Source organism: Pseudomonas sp. GW823-FHT02F05 (genome assembly GCF_058797315.1).
In genome coordinates this window covers 108096-125621 of record NZ_JBXAJM010000019.1, presented here as the reverse complement: position 1 = coordinate 125621, position 17526 = coordinate 108096, and the positions used below count along the sequence as shown (strand labels likewise).

Annotated in this window: 23 protein-coding genes; 10 read left to right on the top strand and 13 right to left on the bottom strand. The window is 59.1% G+C overall.

Annotated features, from left to right (window positions below; translation table 11 throughout):
• Positions 1 to 88: 88 nt before the first annotated feature.
• From hisC to AC1RAC_RS21935, 10 genes are all read right to left on the bottom strand, one after another.
• Positions 89 to 1141 (bottom strand): histidinol-phosphate transaminase, encoded by a 1053-nt coding sequence (gene hisC / locus AC1RAC_RS21980; protein ID WP_492616987.1) that lies wholly within the window; start codon positions 1139 to 1141, stop codon positions 89 to 91.
• A 3-nt stretch (positions 1142 to 1144) separates the two neighbouring features.
• Positions 1145 to 2461 carry a histidinol dehydrogenase gene (gene hisD / locus AC1RAC_RS21975; protein WP_054919317.1) on the bottom strand — a complete coding sequence of 439 codons (1317 nt, stop codon included), beginning with the start codon at positions 2459 to 2461 and terminating at the stop codon, positions 1145 to 1147.
• 128 nt (positions 2462 to 2589) lie between these two features.
• Entirely contained in the window at positions 2590 to 3225 is a 636-nt protein-coding gene (gene hisG, locus AC1RAC_RS21970) for an ATP phosphoribosyltransferase (RefSeq protein WP_003188599.1), read from the bottom strand.
• Between the two features lie 211 nt (positions 3226 to 3436).
• The gene (gene murA, locus AC1RAC_RS21965; protein WP_034126315.1) at positions 3437 to 4702 is read right to left on the bottom strand and encodes a UDP-N-acetylglucosamine 1-carboxyvinyltransferase; all 1266 of its coding nucleotides are present in this window, start codon (positions 4700 to 4702) and stop codon (positions 3437 to 3439) included.
• Positions 4703 to 4725: 23 nt separating this feature from the next.
• Positions 4726 to 4965 (bottom strand): BolA family protein, encoded by a 240-nt coding sequence (locus tag AC1RAC_RS21960; RefSeq protein WP_003188597.1) that lies wholly within the window; start codon positions 4963 to 4965, stop codon positions 4726 to 4728.
• Between the two features lie 114 nt (positions 4966 to 5079).
• Positions 5080 to 5385 carry an STAS domain-containing protein gene (locus AC1RAC_RS21955; protein ID WP_003188596.1) on the bottom strand — a complete coding sequence of 102 codons (306 nt, stop codon included), beginning with the start codon at positions 5383 to 5385 and terminating at the stop codon, positions 5080 to 5082.
• Entirely contained in the window at positions 5382 to 6029 is a 648-nt protein-coding gene (locus tag AC1RAC_RS21950; protein WP_014716940.1) for an MlaC/ttg2D family ABC transporter substrate-binding protein, read from the bottom strand. The genes AC1RAC_RS21955 and AC1RAC_RS21950 overlap by 4 nt, the downstream gene beginning before the upstream one ends.
• Before the next feature lie 11 nt (positions 6030 to 6040).
• Entirely contained in the window at positions 6041 to 6508 is a 468-nt protein-coding gene (mlaD, locus tag AC1RAC_RS21945; protein WP_003188593.1) for an outer membrane lipid asymmetry maintenance protein MlaD, read from the bottom strand.
• The gene (gene mlaE, locus AC1RAC_RS21940) at positions 6508 to 7305 is read right to left on the bottom strand and encodes a lipid asymmetry maintenance ABC transporter permease subunit MlaE (protein ID WP_003188592.1); all 798 of its coding nucleotides are present in this window, start codon (positions 7303 to 7305) and stop codon (positions 6508 to 6510) included. Before mlaE ends, mlaD begins: the two co-directional genes overlap by 1 nt.
• Entirely contained in the window at positions 7305 to 8114 is an 810-nt protein-coding gene (locus AC1RAC_RS21935) for an ATP-binding cassette domain-containing protein (RefSeq protein ID WP_003188590.1), read from the bottom strand. Before AC1RAC_RS21935 ends, mlaE begins: the two co-directional genes overlap by 1 nt.
• Before the next feature lie 310 nt (positions 8115 to 8424).
• Between AC1RAC_RS21935 and AC1RAC_RS21930 the strand changes: the two genes are divergently transcribed.
• The 10 genes from AC1RAC_RS21930 to AC1RAC_RS21885 all read left to right on the top strand — a co-directional run bounded on the left by AC1RAC_RS21930 (position 8425) and on the right by AC1RAC_RS21885 (position 15433).
• Positions 8425 to 9399, top strand: coding sequence for a KpsF/GutQ family sugar-phosphate isomerase (locus AC1RAC_RS21930; protein WP_034126314.1), 975 nt, complete (start codon positions 8425 to 8427; stop codon positions 9397 to 9399).
• Positions 9400 to 9924, top strand: coding sequence for a KdsC family phosphatase (locus tag AC1RAC_RS21925; protein ID WP_054897015.1), 525 nt, complete (start codon positions 9400 to 9402; stop codon positions 9922 to 9924).
• 8 nt (positions 9925 to 9932) lie between these two features.
• Positions 9933 to 10505, top strand: coding sequence for an LPS export ABC transporter periplasmic protein LptC (gene lptC / locus AC1RAC_RS21920; RefSeq protein WP_014716937.1), 573 nt, complete (start codon positions 9933 to 9935; stop codon positions 10503 to 10505).
• Complete coding sequence (lptA, locus tag AC1RAC_RS21915; protein ID WP_032893554.1) at positions 10492 to 11025, top strand: lipopolysaccharide transport periplasmic protein LptA; 534 nt, start codon at positions 10492 to 10494, stop codon at positions 11023 to 11025. The genes lptC and lptA overlap by 14 nt, the downstream gene beginning before the upstream one ends.
• Positions 11025 to 11750: an LPS export ABC transporter ATP-binding protein gene (lptB, locus tag AC1RAC_RS21910; RefSeq protein ID WP_003188582.1), complete on the top strand. Its 726-nt coding sequence runs from the start codon at positions 11025 to 11027 to the stop codon at positions 11748 to 11750. The genes lptA and lptB overlap by 1 nt, the downstream gene beginning before the upstream one ends.
• Positions 11751 to 11934: 184 nt before the next feature.
• The gene (locus AC1RAC_RS21905) at positions 11935 to 13428 is read left to right on the top strand and encodes an RNA polymerase factor sigma-54 (RefSeq protein WP_034126312.1); all 1494 of its coding nucleotides are present in this window, start codon (positions 11935 to 11937) and stop codon (positions 13426 to 13428) included.
• A 75-nt stretch (positions 13429 to 13503) separates the two neighbouring features.
• On the top strand, positions 13504 to 13809 hold the full coding sequence (hpf, locus tag AC1RAC_RS21900; RefSeq protein WP_003171804.1) for a ribosome hibernation-promoting factor, HPF/YfiA family: 306 nt from the start codon (positions 13504 to 13506) through the stop codon (positions 13807 to 13809).
• Between the two features lie 10 nt (positions 13810 to 13819).
• Positions 13820 to 14284 (top strand): PTS IIA-like nitrogen regulatory protein PtsN, encoded by a 465-nt coding sequence (gene ptsN / locus AC1RAC_RS21895; RefSeq protein WP_034126311.1) that lies wholly within the window; start codon positions 13820 to 13822, stop codon positions 14282 to 14284.
• A 2-nt stretch (positions 14285 to 14286) separates the two neighbouring features.
• Positions 14287 to 15144 carry an RNase adapter RapZ gene (gene rapZ / locus AC1RAC_RS21890; RefSeq protein WP_034126310.1) on the top strand — a complete coding sequence of 286 codons (858 nt, stop codon included), beginning with the start codon at positions 14287 to 14289 and terminating at the stop codon, positions 15142 to 15144.
• A 16-nt stretch (positions 15145 to 15160) separates the two neighbouring features.
• Positions 15161 to 15433, top strand: a complete 273-nt coding sequence (locus tag AC1RAC_RS21885; RefSeq protein ID WP_003188577.1) for an HPr family phosphocarrier protein — start codon at positions 15161 to 15163, stop codon at positions 15431 to 15433.
• A gap of 114 nt (positions 15434 to 15547) precedes the next feature.
• On the opposite strand, the gene AC1RAC_RS21880 is transcribed toward AC1RAC_RS21885, so the two are convergent.
• Genes AC1RAC_RS21880 through AC1RAC_RS21870 form a run of 3 tightly spaced genes read right to left on the bottom strand, consistent with a single transcriptional unit; the run spans position 15548 to position 17515 of the window.
• Positions 15548 to 16441, bottom strand: coding sequence for a ZIP family metal transporter (locus AC1RAC_RS21880; protein ID WP_492616986.1), 894 nt, complete (start codon positions 16439 to 16441; stop codon positions 15548 to 15550).
• Between the two features lie 32 nt (positions 16442 to 16473).
• Positions 16474 to 17085 (bottom strand): superoxide dismutase, encoded by a 612-nt coding sequence (locus AC1RAC_RS21875; RefSeq protein ID WP_034126308.1) that lies wholly within the window; start codon positions 17083 to 17085, stop codon positions 16474 to 16476.
• Between the two features lies 1 nt (position 17086).
• The gene (locus AC1RAC_RS21870) at positions 17087 to 17515 is read right to left on the bottom strand and encodes a DUF2753 family protein (protein ID WP_003188573.1); all 429 of its coding nucleotides are present in this window, start codon (positions 17513 to 17515) and stop codon (positions 17087 to 17089) included.
• Positions 17516 to 17526: the final 11 nt, after the last annotated feature.

Sequence of the window (17526 nt, the reverse complement as noted above, 5' to 3'; positions counted from 1 at the left end):
CGATGACGGTGTATCAAACGACAGATAGGTCGACTGTTACACCGTCATCGCAGGCAAGCCAGCTCCCACATTTGATTTTCAGCGTCTGTCAGAGCTCGCCGAGCCCATCGATCAGCGCCTGGTTCTGCTCCGGCGTCCCGATGCTGATGCGCAGGAACTGAGCAATCCGCTCCTGCTTGAAGTGCCGCACGATCACCCCTTGCTCACGCAACTTGGCGGCAAGCCCTGCAGCGTCATGCCGCGGGTGACGCGCAAAGATGAAGTTCGCTGCCGACGGCAATACCTCAAACCCCTTGCCCTGCAATTGCGCGACGACCTGGTTGCGGCTGTCGATCACCCACTGACAGGTTTTCTCGAAATATTTACGGTCGTCAAACGCGGCCGCCGCGCCAACAATCGCCAACCGATCCAACGGGTAGGAGTTGAAGCTGTTCTTGACCCGCTCCAGCGCTTCGATCAGGTCTGGGTGGCCCACGGCCAGGCCCACACGCAAACCGGCCAGTGAGCGCGATTTGGACAGGGTCTGGGTCACCAGCAGGTTCGGGTAACGGTCTACCAGGCTGATGGCAGTTTCGCCGCCGAAGTCGATATAGGCTTCATCGACCACCACCACCGAATCCGGGCTGGCCTTGAGGATCTGCTCCACCGCGTCCAGCGCCAGTACGCAGCCGGTGGGCGCGTTAGGGTTGGGGAAGATGATCCCGCCGTTGGGCCTGGCATAGTCAGTGGCCCGAATCTGGAACTGTTGGTCCAGTGGCACCGCGTCGAACGTGATGCCGTACAGGCCGCAGTACACCGGGTAGAAGCTGTAGCTGATATCCGGGAACAGCAGCGGCAGATCGTGCTGGAACAGACCATGGAAGATGTGCGCCAAGACTTCGTCGGAACCGTTGCCGAGGAACACCTTGCCGGCATCGATCCCGTAATACCTGGCCACGGCCTGCTTGAGCAGGTCGCTGTTGGGGTCCGGGTACAGGCGCAAGTTGTCGTTCAACTCGGCCTGCATTGCCGCCAGCGCCTTGGGCGATGGGCCGTAGGGGTTTTCGTTGGTGTTGAGCTTGACCAGCTTGGTCAGCTTCGGTTGCTCACCGGGTACGTAAGGCACCAGGTCCTTGACGAAAGGGCTCCAGAATTTGCTCATGCCTTACTCTCCCTTGACGATGCGGTATTCAGCGCTGCGTGCGTGCGCGCTGAGGGATTCACCACGGGCCAGCACCGAGGCGGTCTTGCCCAGTTCGGAAGCGCCTTGTGGCGAGCAGAAGATAATCGACGAGCGCTTCTGGAAGTCGTACACCCCCAGCGGCGACGAGAAACGCGCAGTACCGGAGGTTGGCAACACGTGATTGGGGCCGGCGCAATAGTCACCCAGGGCTTCGCTGGTGTGACGGCCCATGAAGATCGCCCCAGCGTGACGGATCGATGGCAACCAGGCCTGTGGGTCCGCTACGGACAGCTCAAGGTGCTCCGGTGCGATGCGATTGGCCACTTCAATGGCCTGCTCCATGTCACGCACCAGAATCAGCGCACCACGGCCGTTGATCGACTTCTCGATGATCTCGGCACGCTCCATGGTCGGCAGCAGCTTATTGATGCTGGCGGCGACCTTGTCGAGGAACTCGGCATCGGGGCTGACCAGGATCGCCTGGGCGTCTTCATCGTGCTCCGCCTGGGAGAACAGGTCCATGGCGATCCAGTCCGGGTCGGTCTGGCCGTCACACACCACGAGGATTTCCGAAGGACCGGCAATCATGTCGATACCGACCTGGCCGAACACATGGCGTTTGGCGGTGGCGACGTAGATATTGCCGGGGCCGACCACTTTGTCGACCTTCGGCACGCTTTCGGTGCCATAAGCCAGCGCTGCGACGGCCTGGGCGCCACCGATGGTGAACACACGGTCCACACCGGCGATGCAGGCGGCAGCCAGCACCAGCTCGTTGATTTCGCCACGCGGGGTCGGCACCACCATGACCACTTCGGTCACACCTGCGACTTTGGCCGGGATCGCATTCATCAACACCGACGATGGATACGACGCCTTACCGCCCGGCACGTACAGACCGGCGCGGTCCAGTGGCGTGACCTTCTGGCCCAGCACAGTGCCGTCGGCCTCGGTGTAGCTCCAGGAGTCCTGCTTCTGCTTTTCGTGATAGCTGCGTACCCGCGCCGCAGCGACTTCGAGGGCTTCGCGCTGCGGTGCGGTGATGCGCGTCAGCGCCAGCTCCAGGCGTTCACGCGGCAGGATCAGGTCAGCCATGGACTGCACGTCCAGGCCGTCGAACTGGCGGGTGAAGTCCACCAGCGCTGCATCACCGCGCTCACGCACGGCCTTGATGATGTCGAGCACCCGCTGGTTGACCGAGTCGTCGGACACGCTTTCCCAGCTCAGCAGATGATCCAGATGATGGGCGAAATCCGGGTCGGCAGCGTTGAGTCGGGCAATTGCAGTGGACGTGGTCATAGCGAGGGCCTCAATAGAATTGGCAAAAACTCAGGCGCCCTAAACTAGCAGTCGTTTCCGCTTGGGCACCTGAGAATTCTGGCTATGAGGCGGATAGACGGGCGTAGCTCTTCAGCTACGCGGGGGAGTCAACCGCGGTGTCGAGACTCCACTGCCTTGCGCAGGGTGTCGATCAACGCCTGGATACGGGCGTGCTGCATCTTCATCGATGCTTTGTTGACGATCAGGCGGGAGCTGATGTCAGCGATAAAATCCTGGGGCTCCAAACCGTTGGCGCGCAGGGTGTTGCCGGTGTCGACCACGTCGATGATCTTGTCCGCCAGGCCGATCAGCGGTGCCAGCTCCATGGAGCCGTAGAGCTTGATGATATCGACCTGACGGCCTTGTTCGGCGTAATAGCGCTTGGCAACGTTGACGAACTTGGTGGCGACCCGCAAGCGGCCCTTGGGTTCGACATCACCGACGCGGCCGGCGGTCATCAGCTTGCACAGTGCGATGCGCAGGTCCAGGGGCTCGTACAGGCCCTGGCCGCCGTATTCCATCAGCACGTCCTTGCCGGCAACACCCAGGTCGGCGGCGCCATGTTCAACGTAGGTCGGCACGTCGGTAGCCCGCACGATCAGCAGGCGCACGTCGTCCTGGGTCGTGGGGATGATCAGCTTGCGGCTCTTGTCCGGATTCTCGGTCGGCACGATGCCCGCTTCAGCCAGAAGCGGCAACGTGTCGTCAAGGATGCGGCCCTTGGACAGTGCGATGGTCAACATGGGAAATGTCAGTCCTTCATCAGGCTATTGCTGTCCGGTCGCAAACGGCGCCAGACACAGATCGAGGCCATGACAGCCTCGATTTGAAACAAACCAGTCAACAACAAACTGTGGCGAGGGAGCTTGCTCCCGCTGAGACGCGAAGCGGCCCTCGAAGAGCGGGACTGCTACGCAGTCCAGCGGGAGCAAGCTCCCTCGCCACAAACAGGGACTAGCCCGGTACGCGGCGAATCTTCGCGCCGAGCATCTGCAGTTTCTCTTCGATGCACTCGTAACCACGGTCTATGTGGTAGATGCGGTCGATCAGGGTGTCACCTTCGGCGCACAGTGCCGAGATTACCAGGCTGGCCGAGGCACGCAGGTCGGTTGCCATGACTGGCGCGCCCTTGAGCTTGTCGATCCCGGTGACGATGGCGGTGTTGCCTTCGACCTGGATCTTGGCGCCCATGCGGTGCAGTTCATACACGTGCATGAAGCGGTTTTCGAAGATGGTCTCGATCACGGCACCGGTGCCTTCGGCAATCGCGTTCAAGGAGATGAACTGCGCTTGCATGTCGGTCGGGAACGCCGGGTACGGAGCGGTACGCACGTTGACGGCTTTTGGCCGCTTGCCGTGCATGTTCAGCTCGATCCAGTCTTCGCCGGTGGTGATCTCTGCGCCGGCTTCCTTGAGTTTTTCCAGGACGGCTTCCAGGATGGTCGGATCGGTGTCCTTGACCTTCACACGGCCACCGGTCACGGCAGCGGCAACCAGGTAGGTACCGGTCTCGATGCGGTCAGGCATGACTTTGTAGGTGGCGGTGTGCAGACGCTCTACACCATCAATAGTGATGGTGTCGGTGCCAGCACCGGAAACCTTCGCGCCCATGGCGTTGAGGAAGTTGGCCAGGTCGACCACTTCCGGCTCGCGTGCGGCGTTCTGCAACACGCTGCGACCGTTGGCCAGGGCAGCGGCCATCATGATGTTCTCGGTACCGGTGACGCTGACGGTATCAAAGAAGAAGTTCGCGCCGCGCAGGCCGCCTTCCGGCGCCTTGGCCTTGATGTAGCCGCCTTCGACGTCGATGACTGCGCCCATGGCCTCAAGGCCACGGATGTGCAGGTCGACCGGACGCGAACCAATGGCGCAACCGCCAGGCAAGGCTACTTCGGCTTCGCCGAAACGGGCAACCATAGGGCCCAGCACCAGGATCGACGCACGCATGGTTTTCACCAGTTCGTACGGAGCGACCAGGGTCTTGATGGTGCGGGGGTCGATTTCGACGGCCAGCTTCTCGTCGATCACCGGCTCAATGCCCATGCGACCGAACAACTCGATCATGGTGGTGATGTCGTGCAGGTGCGGCAGGTTGGCCACAGTCACCGGGCCATCGCACAGCAGGGTCGCTGCCAGGATCGGCAAGGCGGAGTTTTTCGCACCGGAAATGCGAATCTCGCCATCAAGGCGGGCACCGCCGGTAATAATCAATTTATCCATAAGAATCTCGACGCCTTGGGGGCTCAGGTGCGCTCGGCCCAGGCCGCGCGGCTGAAAAATTTCATAGTGACCGCATGGATGCTGCCATCGGTGATCCATGGGTTCAAATGGGCATAGATCTGCTGCTGACGCTTGACCGGGCTCAATGCCGCCAGTTCATCGCTAATCACGTTCAGCTGGAAATTGCAGCCTTCGCCTTCGACTTCTACAGTCGTTTCAGGCAGCTTTCCTTCAAGGAAGCTCTTAACTTCTAGGGCCTGCATGCTCAACCTCTATCGGCGCCCAGTGCGCACGGGTCGCACATCATACAAAAAAGCCCCGCGCCTGCGAACCCCGCATAGCAGGACTCTGACGGGGGGCTTCTTTAATAATGTGTATCAGGGATGCGCCAGCAGCTCGGTCAAACCGGAAACTTCGGCAATTTCGCGCATGTCTTCTGGTAACGCACGGATGCTTACCGGCTTTTTCGCCGCCTCGGCATCACGCATGAAGCACAGCAACAACGACAAGCCGACGCTGCTGGACTTGGTCACCGCCGAGCAATCAAGCACCAGCTCTGGCGCCTTGCTGGCCTTGATCAGCGCCTGGCCCTGCTTGCGCAGGTCAGGCCCGGTGCGGTAATCCAGCACGCCGCTGAGGAACAGCTCGCCGGCGTCGCCGATACGAACAGCCGACTCGGTCATTGCGCAGGCTTCCCGGCAGCTTTATCGGTTTCTTCCTTGGCCTTGGCCACTTCACCGGCCCAACCATTGATGGTCTTGTCCAGATCGTTGCCATTGCGCTGCATCGCGTCGGCGAACTGATCACGGAACAGCTTGCCGATGTTGATACCGTTGATGATCACGTTACGCAGTTTCCACTCACCGTTGATCTTCGTCAGGGTGTAGGACACAGGGTACACGGCGCCATTGCTGCCGGAGACTTTCATTCCGACTTCGGCACGGTCGCCCGACTCGTCCTTGGGCGCATCAACGATAATGCCCTGGTTGTTGTATTCCAGCAGAGCGTTACCGTAGAACTGGAACAGCCCCTTCTTGAAGTTTTCCTGGAACGTCTGCATTTGCGCAGGCGTAGCTTTGCGCGAATATTTGACCGTCATGATGCTTTTGGAGATGCCTTCAGCATCGACCACAGGGCCAACGATCGTGTTGAGCGCGTTATAGAACTTGGAAGGGTCTTGCTTGTACTGTTCTTTATTAGCCTTGAGGTCAGCCAGCATTTTGCTGGTGGTGTCCTGCACCAAATCGTGGGCAGAACCTGCCGCGTTGGCCATCATCGGCAATGCTGCAAGCAGTACCAGCAGGCCACGTCGCAAGGTAGAGATCATGAACAGATTCCTCATTTAGCGTCTTTATTGACCGTATTGAGCAAAAATTTCCCGATCAGGTCTTCAAGCACCAGCGACGACTGTGTGTCGTGGATGGTCGAACCATCCTTGAGCAGGGCTGTTTCCCCCCCCACGCTGACCCCGATGTACTTCTCGCCCAGCAAACCCGCAGTGAGGATAGATGCCGTGGAGTCAGTTGGCAGATTATCTACCTTCTTGTCCAGTTGCATCGTCACCCGACCGGTAAAGCTGTCGCGATCCAGATCGATTGCCGTGACCTTGCCGATGGTGACACCGGCCATGGTCACTTTGGATCTGACCGTCAAACCGGCGATATTGTCGAAGTACGCGTAAAGTTTATAGGTATCGGCGGTAGGGCTGGCCGAAAGGCCGCTGACTCGCAGGGCCAGCAACAGTAAAGCCAGGATGCCAGCCAGCAAGAAAAGGCCGACACCGATTTCCACAGTGCGGTTTTGCATCAGAAATCTCCAAACATCAAGGCGGTCAAAATGAAGTCAAGGCCCAGTACCGCCAACGAAGCGTATACAACGGTCTTGGTAGTGGCACGGCTGATCCCCTCTGAAGTGGGCTCACAGTCATAGCCTTGGAATACGGCAATCCAGGTCACCACAAAGGCAAAGACAATGCTCTTTATGATGCCGTTGAGCACGTCACCGGTGAAGGTCACGCTGTTTTGCATGTTGGCCCAGTAGGAGCCGTCGTAGACCCCCAGCCAGTCAACCGCCACCCACGAACCACCCCAGATACCCACCACGCTGAAGATCATTGCCAGCAGTGGCAGGGAAATGAAGCCGGCCCACAGGCGCGGGGCAACAATGTACTTGAGCGGGTCCACGCCGATCATTTCCAGGCTGGACAGCTGCTCAGTGGATTTCATATTGCCGATTTCAGCGGTCAGCGCCGATCCTGCACGCCCTGCGAACAACAAGGCGGTAACCACCGGGCCAAGCTCACGCAACAGGGTCAGGGCCACCATCTGCCCTACCGCCTGCTCCGAGCCGTAGCTGGACAGGATATTGAAACCCTGCAGCGCCAGCACCATGCCGATGAATACGCCGGAGACCACGATGATCACCAGGGACATCACCCCCACCGAGTGCAGCTGCTTGACCAGCAGGCCAAAGCCGCCGCCGATACCGCCTCGCCCCAGCAAGGCGTGAAACAGGAAAATGGTCGAACGCCCCAGCACTTCGACGATGTCGATGCCCGAGCGACCGAAAAGGCGAACCTTCTCGATAAGAGATGTCTTGCGCATCAGCGCTTCCCCAGAAGATCTGAGCGGTAGTCCGCTGCCGGAAAGTGAAAAGGCACCGGGCCATCGGGGTTGCCGGTCATGAATTGGCGAATGCGCGGGTTATCGGCGTTCATCAACTCTTCAGGCGTACCCTGCCCCAGCACCTGACCATCACCCACTACATATAGGTAGTCGGCGATGCTCGCGGTTTCGGCCAGGTCGTGGGAAACCACGATACTGGTGATCCCCAATGCATCGTTGAGCAGGCGGATCAGGCGCACCAACACGCCCATGGCGATCGGGTCCTGACCTACGAATGGCTCGTCATACATGAGGATCTGTGGGTCGAGGGCAATCGCCCGCGCCAAGGCAACACGGCGCTTCATGCCGCCAGACAACTCGTCCGGCATCAGGTCGATGGCGCCGCGAAGCCCTACGGCCTGCAGTTTCAACAACACGATGTCACGAATCATTTCATCGGACAGCTGGGTGTGCACCCGCAGCGGAAAGGCTACGTTTTCGAACACATCGAGGTCGGTGAACAGCGCGCCGCTCTGAAATAGCACGCCCATATGCTTGCGCGCATCGAACAGATCGCTACGCGACAGCGTTGGCAGGTTCTGGCCGTTGACCCACACTTCCCCGGCACTGGGGCGCAATTGCATGCCCATCAGGCGCAACAGGGTGGTCTTGCCGCAACCGGAAGGCCCCATGATGCCCGTGACCTTGCCGCGAGGAATGCGAATATCGACGTTATTGAAGATGCTGCGCGTACCGCGCTTGAAGGTAAGACCCTTCAGCTCGACCGCGTAGGCGTTATCGGCACTCATCTAATCTCCTTGGGATGCAGCCTTTCACTCAGACACCATGTGTGCGACTTTGGTTTTCAACAGATGCGCAATAGTTGAGCACATGGGTTGGGCGGACCGAACTGGCGGCGAACTATATCACTGCTGGTACAGAGCCCCCAAGGCCGGAACAGCGCTGGTTCAGATTTGAGACAGGGAAAAAACGTTGCTTGCTATGTTACCGACGGTGGTTTTCAGTTATTCCGCGCACAAAGCCTGACGAACTTGCGTGAGGGAATTGATCATTACCGCTATAATCGCCGACTTTTCGTCAGGCTATACGATTTCAGACATGAGCCAATCCAGCGACCTTATTCAATCCGCACAACGCACCATACGCCTTGAGCTTGAAGCCGTAGAGGGCTTGCTGGCGCATATCGACGCGGATTTCGTGCGCGCCTGCGAGATGATTCTGGCCAGCAAGGGCCGCGTTGTGGTGGTCGGCATGGGCAAGTCCGGCCACATTGGCAACAAGATCGCAGCGACCCTGGCGAGCACCGGGACCACCGCGTTTTTCGTGCACCCGGCCGAAGCCAGCCACGGCGACATGGGTATGATCACCAAGGACGACGTGATCCTCGCCCTGTCCAACTCCGGTACTACCAACGAAATCGTGACCCTGCTGCCGCTGATCAAGCGCCTGGGCATCCAGATGATCAGCCTCACTGGCAACCCTGAGTCAACGCTGGCCAAGGCCGCCGACGTCAACCTGAACGTGCACGTAGCCCATGAGGCCTGCCCGCTGAACCTGGCGCCCACCTCCTCCACTACCGCCGCGCTGGTAATGGGCGATGCCCTCGCGGTGGCACTGCTGGAGGCCCGCGGGTTTACGGCCGAGGACTTCGCATTTTCCCATCCGGGTGGCGCACTGGGCCGTCGCCTGCTGCTGAAAGTGGAAAATGTCATGCATCGCGGCGCCGAGCTGCCGAGCGTTCCACGCGGCACCCTGCTCAGGGATGCGCTGATGGAAATGACCCGCAAGGGCTTGGGCATGACTGCCATCGTCGAAACCGATGGCCGACTGGCAGGGATATTCACCGACGGTGACCTGCGTCGCACCCTGGACCGCACCATTGATATCCATACCGCGACCATCGACGCAGTGATGACCCCTCACGGTAAGACCGCGCGCGCCGAAATGCTCGCGGCCGAAGCGTTGAAAATCATGGAAGATCACCGCATAGGTGCTCTTATCGTGGTCGACGACGATGACCGGCCGATCGGGGCCCTTAACCTTGGCGACTTGCTGCGCGCAGGAGTGATGTAAATGAACAGCGACCTGTTGCAACGCGGTAAAGACATCAAGCTGGCGATTTTCGACGTTGACGGCGTGCTGACCGATGGCCGCCTGTACTTCCTCGAAGACGGCAGCGAATTCAAGACCTTCAACACCCTCGACGGCCAAGGCATCAAGATGCTGATGGCAGCGGGCGTGCAAACCGCAATTATCAGCGGTCGAAAAACACCGGTTGTGGAACGCCGTGCACAAAACCTCGGTATTCCTCACCTGTATCAGGGCCGCGAGGATAAACTGGTGGTGCTGGACGAGCTTCTTGGCCAACTCAACCTAAGCTATGAACAAGTCGCCTATCTGGGCGACGACCTGCCAGACCTGCCGGTGATTCGCCGGGTGGGCCTGGGCATGGCCGTCGCAAATGCCGCGGCGTTTGTCCGCGAACACGCCCATGGCATCACCACCGCCCGTGGCGGCGAGGGTGCCGCCCGCGAGTTCTGCGAGTTGATCCTGCGTGCCCAAGGCAGTCTTGAAGCGGCCCACGCCGCCTACCTATAGAGCGTTATATGCTGAGTAAAAAGATTCGCAACTTCCTGTTATTCGGGGTCATCGCCGCGCTGCTCCTGGCGGTGGGCTACTGGAATATCAGCCCGGAGCGCTTTCTCGACAAGCCTGTTGCACAGGTTGACGAAGGCCTTATCGACTATTACGCCACCAATGCCTACAGCATTCAGTATCTGCCCGACGGCAAGGTGCAGTATGAGATGACATCGGACAAGGTCGAGCACTTGAAGGCTTCCGAAGTCAGCCTGCTGACGAATCCGGACCTGAACCTGTATCGCGGCACCGAATTTCCCTGGCACGTGACCAGCAAGCGTGGCGAAGTCAACCCTGACGGCACCGAAGTTGAACTGATCGACTCGGTTCGCGTCGCACGTACAGACGCGCAGAACCGCGACACCATCATTACCAGCAGTCGCATGACCGTATTCCCACAGAAGCAATATGCGCAGACCGAGCAAGACGTTAGAATCGACGGCGCTGGCGGTGTATCGACTGGCAAGGGAATGAAAGCGTATTTGAAAGAAAGCAGGATACACCTGCTATCGAACGTAAGAGGACAGTATGAGGCTCGTTAAAACTCTCCCTATTTTGCTCGGTCTGGGCGCAGCACTGGGAAGCGTGAGCGCCTGGGCTCTGCCGAACGATAGCCAGCAACCGATCCACATCTCGGCTGACGATGCGCAGCTCGATGACAAGCAAGGTGTCGCCACCTACACCGGCGGCGTGATCATCACCCAAGGCTCGATGAAGATTACCGGCAACACGGTGACCCTGACTCGTACCAAGACCGGCGATATCGATGTGGTGACTTCGGTCGGCAACCTGGCTTATTTCGAGCAGAAGCAGTCCGCTACCGATACAGGCCCCATGAAAGGCTACGGCAAGACTATCCAGTATCACGCCCAGCAGAACCGCATCGTACTGATTGATCAGGCCAAGGTGCTGAGCCCGGACGGCAACTCCACGGAAGGTGAAAAAATCACCTATGACACCGTGAAGCAGATCGCTAACGCCGGTCGCGCCAACGGCAACAAGGTCACCGCACCCCGCCCACGCATCGACATGGTTATCCAGCCGAAGAAGAAGGCCGAGTAATGGCAACCCTGAAAGCCCAGCATCTGGCCAAGGCCTATAAAAGCCGCCAGGTGGTACGCGACGTCAGCCTGTCGATCGACAGCGGCCAGATCGTCGGCCTGCTCGGTCCTAACGGTGCCGGCAAAACCACCTGCTTCTATATGATCGTCGGGCTGGTCCAGGCGGACCAGGGTCGCGTATTGATCGACGACCTGGACGTCAGCCACCAACCCATGCACGGTCGTGCACGGGCAGGTATCGGCTATCTTCCGCAGGAGGCGTCGATCTTCCGTAAACTGTCGGTAGCCGACAACATCATGGCGATCCTCGAGACCCGCAAGGAACTCGATCGCGATGGCCGCCGCCAGGAGCTGGAAAGCCTGCTGCAGGAATTCCACATCAACCATATTCGCGACAACCTCGGCATGAGCTTGTCCGGTGGTGAACGTCGTCGCGTGGAAATCGCCCGCGCCCTGGCGACCGCGCCGAAATTCATCCTGCTGGATGAACCCTTTGCCGGCGTCGACCCGATTTCGGTGGGCGACATCAAGCAGATCATCCATCACCTCAAGGCCAAGGGCATTGGCGTGCTGATCACCGATCACAACGTGCGCGAAACCCTCGATATCTGCGAAACCGCGTATATCGTCAACGATGGTCAGCTGATTGCCGAAGGCGATGCCGAGACTATCCTGGCCAACGAGCTGGTGAAGGAAGTGTACCTGGGTCACGAGTTCCGCCTGTAAACACAGGGGTATCGCGCTCTTACCTGGAGCGTGCGGGAGTCAATGGAAACCTCGGTTTTTTTATTGTTACCGCGCTCTAGGCAAAGGCCCCGAGATCAGGCATATAATTTGCTTATGTTTGGCGCTCACGCGCCCTGTCGTGGATGGCGCATTGCGCCGGCGAATAAGGTGTTAAGCCCCTGCCATGAAACCATCGCTAGTCCTGAGAATGGGCCAGCAGCTGACGATGACACCGCAGCTGCAACAGGCCATCCGCCTGCTCCAATTGTCGACCCTGGACCTGCAACAGGAGATCCAGGAGGCCCTGGAGTCCAATCCGATGCTCGAACGCCAGGAAGAAGGCGACGACTTCGATAACGCAGATCCTCTGGCCGATAACATCGAGCAAAAACCCAATTCCGACGTGCAGGAACCCTCCTATCAGGAAACCGCCCCGACGGTGGACAACCTGGAGGAAGGCGACTGGAACGAACGCATTCCCAACGAGCTTCCCGTGGACACCGCCTGGGAAGACGTCTACCAGACCAGCGCCAGCAGCCTGCCAAGCAGCGATGATGACGAGTGGGACTTCACTACCCGCACGTCGGCGGGCGAGAGCCTTCAGAGCCACTTGCTGTGGCAACTGAACCTGGCGCCGATGTCCGATACCGATCGCCTGATCGCGGTAACCCTGATCGATTGCATCAATAATCAGGGTTACCTGGACGAAACCCTCGACGAGATCCTCGAGGCCTTCGACCCGGAACTGGATATCGAACTGGACGAAATCGAAGCCGTCCTGCACCGCATCCAGCAATTCGAGCCCGCAGGCATCGGCGCACGCACACTCAGCGAGTGCCTGTTACTGCAACTGCGCCAATTACCGGCCAAGACGCCATGGCTCACGGAAGCGCAACGCTTGGTCAGTGACTACATCGACCTGCTGGGCAGTCGCGACTACAGCCAACTGATGCGCCGTATGAAGCTCAAGGAAGATGACTTGCGCCAGGTCATCGAACTGGTGCAAAGCCTCAACCCGCGTCCAGGCTCGCAGATCGAGTCCAGCGAAGCCGAATATGTGGTGCCCGACGTCATTGTGCGCAAGGACAACGAACGCTGGCTGGTGGAGCTGAACCAGGAGTCAGTACCGCGCCTGCGGGTCAACCCGCAATACGCAGGTTTTGTGCGCCGCGCCGACACCAGCGCCGATAACACCTTCATGCGCAACCAGTTGCAGGAAGCGCGGTGGTTCATCAAGAGCCTGCAAAGCCGCAACGAAACCCTGATGAAAGTCGCAACCCAGATCGTCGAACACCAGCGCGGTTTCCTGGAGTACGGCGACGAGGCCATGAAGCCTCTCGTGCTGCACGACATCGCCGAAGCCGTCGGCATGCATGAGTCGACGATTTCCCGGGTTACCACGCAGAAATTCATGCATACCCCACGGGGTATTTATGAGCTGAAATACTTTTTCTCCAGCCACGTCAGCACCTCTGAAGGCGGTGAATGCTCGTCCACGGCGATCCGCGCGATCATCAAAAAACTGGTTGCCGCTGAAAATCAGAAAAAGCCGTTGAGTGACAGCAAGATCGCTGGTTTACTGGAGGCACAAGGCATTCAGGTCGCCCGTCGAACCGTCGCCAAGTACCGCGAGTCCCTAGGGATCGCGCCTTCCAGCGAGCGTAAGCGGTTGATGTGACGGGCGGGCCACAGCGTTCCAGTGGTGGGTATTCCTGCCCACCGCTTTATGCACTGGCAACGAAGGAGAAGCTGTATGCAAGTCAACATCAGTGGACACCAGCTGGAAGTCACCAAGCCCCTGCGTGAATACACCGAGAGCAAACTGAACAAGCTTGCGGGGCATTTTGACAAGATCACCAACGTGCAGGTCATCATGGAGGTCGATAAGCTCAAGCAGAAAATCGAGGCCACCCTGCACGTACCGAATGCCAAGCTCGTCGCCAATGCGGAACATGAAGATATGTACGCGGCCATTGACTCCCTCTACGACAAGCTCGACCGCCAACTCATAAAGCATAAGGAAAAGAATCTGCACCTGATGCAAGGTACAGGTCGTTAACTCTCCCCCCATGATCCGACTTGAAAACATCCTGACCCCCGGCCGTTCCCTCGTGAACGTGCCGGGCGGCAGTAAAAAGCGCGCCCTCGAACAAATTGCCAACCTGATCGCCCGGGAAATTCCGGATCTGGAGATGCAAGATGTCTTCGAAGCTCTGATTGCCCGTGAAAAACTCGGCTCCACCGGTTTTGGCAACGGCATTGCGATCCCGCACTGCCGCCTCAAAGGTTGTGATAAACCTGTGAGCGCGCTGATGCACCTGGACGCTCCGATTGATTTCGACGCCATCGACGGCGCCCCGGTCGACCTGCTGTTTGTGCTGCTGGTCCCGGAAGCCGCCACCGATGCGCACCTGGAACTGCTACGGCAGATTGCCAGCATGCTAGACCGCAAGGATGTACGCGACAAACTGCGCAGCGCCTCCAGCAATGAAGCGTTGTACCAAGTTGTCCTGGATGAACAAAACGGGCAGTAATCATGCGTTTGATCATCGTCAGCGGTCGCTCCGGCTCCGGTAAGAGCACCGCCCTCAATGTGCTTGAGGACAACGGCTTCTATTGCATCGACAACCTGCCTGCCGGCCTGCTGCCAGAGCTGGCGGAGCGTGCACTGATCCATACCGAATTGGCGCAGCCGCTCGTTGCGGTCTCGATTGATGCGCGCAACCTACCCAGCCACCTCTCGCGCTTCCCGGAACTGTTGGAAGAAGTGCGTGCCAAGCACATTCATTGCGATGTGCTGTACCTGGATGCCGACGAAGAGACCCTGCTCAAGCGTTTCTCCGAAACCCGTCGACGCCACCCCCTCAGCAGCGCCAACCGTTCCCTGGCCGAAGCCATCGAGGACGAGACCAAGCTGCTCGGGCCGATCATTGACCTGGCCGACCTGAAGATCAACACCACCAACCTGAACCTGTATCAGTTGCGCGACGCGATCAAGCTGCGCCTGCTGAACCAGCCTGAGCCGGGCACAGCGTTTCTGGTCGAGTCGTTTGGCTTCAAGCGGGGCATGCCGGTAGATGCCGACCTTGTGTTCGATGTGCGCTGCCTGCCCAACCCTTACTGGAAACCGGAGTTACGCGACCAGTCCGGGCTGGATCAGCCCGTGATCGACTACCTGGCCGCACAACCGGACGTAGAAGAGATGTTCCTGGATATCTCCAGCTACCTGCTCAAATGGTTGCCGCGCTTTGCCGCCAGCAATCGAGCCTATGTCACCATTGCCATTGGCTGCACTGGCGGCCACCACCGCTCGGTCTATCTGACTGAGCGCCTGGGCCAGGTGCTGCAACAAACCCTCAAGAACGTCCAGGTTCGCCACCGCGACCTGAGTTGATAGGAACACCTGCGCGATGCCTGCTCTGGAAATTGAAATCATCAACAAGCTGGGCCTGCACGCACGGGCGTCGGCTAAATTCGTCGGCGTGGCCGGCCAGTTCCCCTGCCAGATCCGTGCTGGGCGTACGCCAGAGTCCATGGTCGATGGCAAAAGCATCATGGCGATGATGATGTTGGCGGCCGGCAAAGGCACAAAAATTCATCTGAGCACCGAGGGCGAGCAAGAAGACGAAGCAATGGCCGCACTGGTCGAGTTGATCAACAACTACTTCGACGAAGGCGAATAATCCCTACTGTAGGAGCGAGCTTGCTCGCGAAAAACGTCAACGATAACGCGGGCATCCTGGTTTAACGCAGTGTTCTCAGGTTTTTCGCGAGCAAGCTCGCTCCTACAGCCCCCCTCAACCCAACGCCGTATCCATCACCATCATTAGGCAAAACCCGATGCACAGCCCAAGGCTGGCGAGATTTTCATGGCCATTGCGGCGCGACTCGGGGATGACTTCATGAGTCACGACCAGCAACATTGCCCCGGCGGCCAACGCCAAACCCAGCGGCAACAACACTTCGGCAAGGCTCACCAGCCATGCACAGAGCACCGCAAATACCGGCTCAACCAAGCCTGATGCAGCGCCAATCAAAAAGGCTTTGATCCGCGACATTCCCGCCCCAGCCAATACCAGCGCAATCACCAGCCCTTCAGGCACATCCTGCAGGGCAATGCCCATGGCGAGGCTGTCGGCATCCGCCATGCCTCCGCCCGCAGAAACCCCCACAGCCATGCCTTCCGGAATGTTGTGCGCAATGATGGCAAACACAAACAACCAAATACGCGGCGGGATAACCGGTTTATCCGGTGTACCCACCAGCATTTCCGGGCTGGCGCCAGAAACCTTGCGGTCTACGAGGTACAGGCCGAACGCCCCGAGCATGATGCCGAAGCTGATCAAGCCACTGGCGCCCCAAGGTGAAAGTCCCAGGCTTTCGGCGGCGGCGATACCCGGCACCACCAGAGAAAACGCAGTCGCCGCCAGCATCACACCAGCACCAAAGCCCAGCAGGGTGTCGCTAAGCGCCATCGGCATGCGCCGAATCACCAACACCGGCACCGCGCCCAGCGCCGTGCCAAGCGCGCAAATCGCCCCACCCTGCAAAGCACGCAGTATGCGCGGTTCCAGGTTCAACCAGGCCAGCCCATGGGCCACCAATAACGCAGTACCTGCCAATAGCAGCAGCGTGCCAAACGCATAACGAAACATTCGCACGCTACCGATCGCCAGTGTTTGAGTGCCCATAGTCGGCCTTAGATCTTGTTATGGAGTGAATGTCAGGCCAAAGCGGCCTGATAGCGCGCGGCAACCTCCGGCCAGTTGATGACGCTATAGAATGCATTGATGTACTCCGGTCGTCGGTTTTGATATTGCAGGTAGTAAGCGTGCTCCCAGACGTCCAGGCCCAGCACCGGCGTATTGCCGCTCATCAGCGGGCTGTCCTGGTTGCCGCTGCTTTCCACCACCAGCGTTTTTTGTGGCGTAACGCTCAGCCAGGCCCAACCGCTGCCGAATCGCGTCAAGGCCGCCTTGGTGAACGCCTCCTTGAAGCTGTCGAAACCACCCAATTGCTCGTCGATAGCCTTGCCCAGCGCGCCCTCGGGTTTGCCGCCCCCTGTCGGTGACATGACCGCCCAGAACAACGAGTGGTTCGCATGCCCGCCTCCTTGGTTGACCACGGCAGCGCGTAATTTCTCCGGCAATGTTTCGACGCTGGACACCAGCTTCTCCACGGGCCAGCCGGCGAACTCAGTGCCCTCGACCGCGGCATTGAGGTTATTGATGTAGGTCTGGTGGTGTTTGGTGTAGTGAATTTCCATGGTTTGCGCGTCGATATGCGGCTCGAGGGCATCGTAGGCGTAAGGCAAGGCCGGCAAGGTATAGGTCATATCAATGTGCTCCATAATGGGACGTGGACGTTGGCGTCGCAGCACTTCCCAGCAGCCGATGAGTGCGTGGGTATTCGCCGTGATCGCTGATGAAATTCAGCAGCTCGACGTAGGTCTTGCTGCTCTGGCGCAACGCGGCCTCGCGCAGTGACGGGCTGAGGCGTGGGTCCTGCATGGTCTGCAAGAGGCGCTGATGGATAGCGCAGAGGTATTCGGCGCTTTCCTCAGGCTGGTTCAGGCGCAAGTGCAGGTCCGCCAGGTTGTGATGGGAAATGACACAGGCCGCCACTGCTTCGTCAGCATCCGCCCAGCGTTCGAACAACACTTGGGCCAGGGCCAGGGCTTGCAGATAGGCCTCGCGAGCGTCAACCAACTCGCCTGCCATAAAGCAGCGATTGGCCCGTTCGATCGTGCGTTTCCAGTGCTCCATGGTGAGCCTCC

Excerpts from the sequence above, each read along its gene's own strand:
- murA (WP_034126315.1), bottom strand. The coding sequence starts at position 4,702 with ATGGATAAATTGATTATTACCGGCGGTGCCCGCCTTGATGGCGAGATT.
- AC1RAC_RS21870 (WP_003188573.1), bottom strand. The coding sequence starts at position 17,515 with ATGGAGCACTGGAAACGCACGATCGAACGGGCCAATCGCTGCTTTATG.
- hisC (WP_492616987.1), bottom strand. The coding sequence starts at position 1,141 with ATGAGCAAATTCTGGAGCCCTTTCGTCAAGGACCTGGTGCCTTACGTA.
- AC1RAC_RS21930 (WP_034126314.1), top strand. The coding sequence starts at position 8,425 with ATGAGCCAATCCAGCGACCTTATTCAATCCGCACAACGCACCATACGC.
- lptB (WP_003188582.1), top strand. The coding sequence starts at position 11,025 with ATGGCAACCCTGAAAGCCCAGCATCTGGCCAAGGCCTATAAAAGCCGC.
- hisD (WP_054919317.1), bottom strand. The coding sequence starts at position 2,461 with ATGACCACGTCCACTGCAATTGCCCGACTCAACGCTGCCGACCCGGAT.
- AC1RAC_RS21880 (WP_492616986.1), bottom strand. The coding sequence starts at position 16,441 with ATGGGCACTCAAACACTGGCGATCGGTAGCGTGCGAATGTTTCGTTAT.
- mlaD (WP_003188593.1), bottom strand. The coding sequence starts at position 6,508 with ATGCAAAACCGCACTGTGGAAATCGGTGTCGGCCTTTTCTTGCTGGCT.
- AC1RAC_RS21925 (WP_054897015.1), top strand. The coding sequence starts at position 9,400 with ATGAACAGCGACCTGTTGCAACGCGGTAAAGACATCAAGCTGGCGATT.
- AC1RAC_RS21955 (WP_003188596.1), bottom strand. The coding sequence starts at position 5,385 with ATGACCGAGTCGGCTGTTCGTATCGGCGACGCCGGCGAGCTGTTCCTC.
- ptsN (WP_034126311.1), top strand. The coding sequence starts at position 13,820 with ATGATCCGACTTGAAAACATCCTGACCCCCGGCCGTTCCCTCGTGAAC.
- AC1RAC_RS21950 (WP_014716940.1), bottom strand. The coding sequence starts at position 6,029 with ATGATCTCTACCTTGCGACGTGGCCTGCTGGTACTGCTTGCAGCATTG.
- rapZ (WP_034126310.1), top strand. The coding sequence starts at position 14,287 with ATGCGTTTGATCATCGTCAGCGGTCGCTCCGGCTCCGGTAAGAGCACC.
- lptA (WP_032893554.1), top strand. The coding sequence starts at position 10,492 with ATGAGGCTCGTTAAAACTCTCCCTATTTTGCTCGGTCTGGGCGCAGCA.
- AC1RAC_RS21875 (WP_034126308.1), bottom strand. The coding sequence starts at position 17,085 with ATGACCTATACCTTGCCGGCCTTGCCTTACGCCTACGATGCCCTCGAG.
- AC1RAC_RS21905 (WP_034126312.1), top strand. The coding sequence starts at position 11,935 with ATGAAACCATCGCTAGTCCTGAGAATGGGCCAGCAGCTGACGATGACA.
- mlaE (WP_003188592.1), bottom strand. The coding sequence starts at position 7,305 with ATGCGCAAGACATCTCTTATCGAGAAGGTTCGCCTTTTCGGTCGCTCG.
- AC1RAC_RS21885 (WP_003188577.1), top strand. The coding sequence starts at position 15,161 with ATGCCTGCTCTGGAAATTGAAATCATCAACAAGCTGGGCCTGCACGCA.
- hpf (WP_003171804.1), top strand. The coding sequence starts at position 13,504 with ATGCAAGTCAACATCAGTGGACACCAGCTGGAAGTCACCAAGCCCCTG.
- AC1RAC_RS21960 (WP_003188597.1), bottom strand. The coding sequence starts at position 4,965 with ATGCAGGCCCTAGAAGTTAAGAGCTTCCTTGAAGGAAAGCTGCCTGAA.
- hisG (WP_003188599.1), bottom strand. The coding sequence starts at position 3,225 with ATGTTGACCATCGCACTGTCCAAGGGCCGCATCCTTGACGACACGTTG.
- lptC (WP_014716937.1), top strand. The coding sequence starts at position 9,933 with ATGCTGAGTAAAAAGATTCGCAACTTCCTGTTATTCGGGGTCATCGCC.
- AC1RAC_RS21935 (WP_003188590.1), bottom strand. The coding sequence starts at position 8,114 with ATGAGTGCCGATAACGCCTACGCGGTCGAGCTGAAGGGTCTTACCTTC.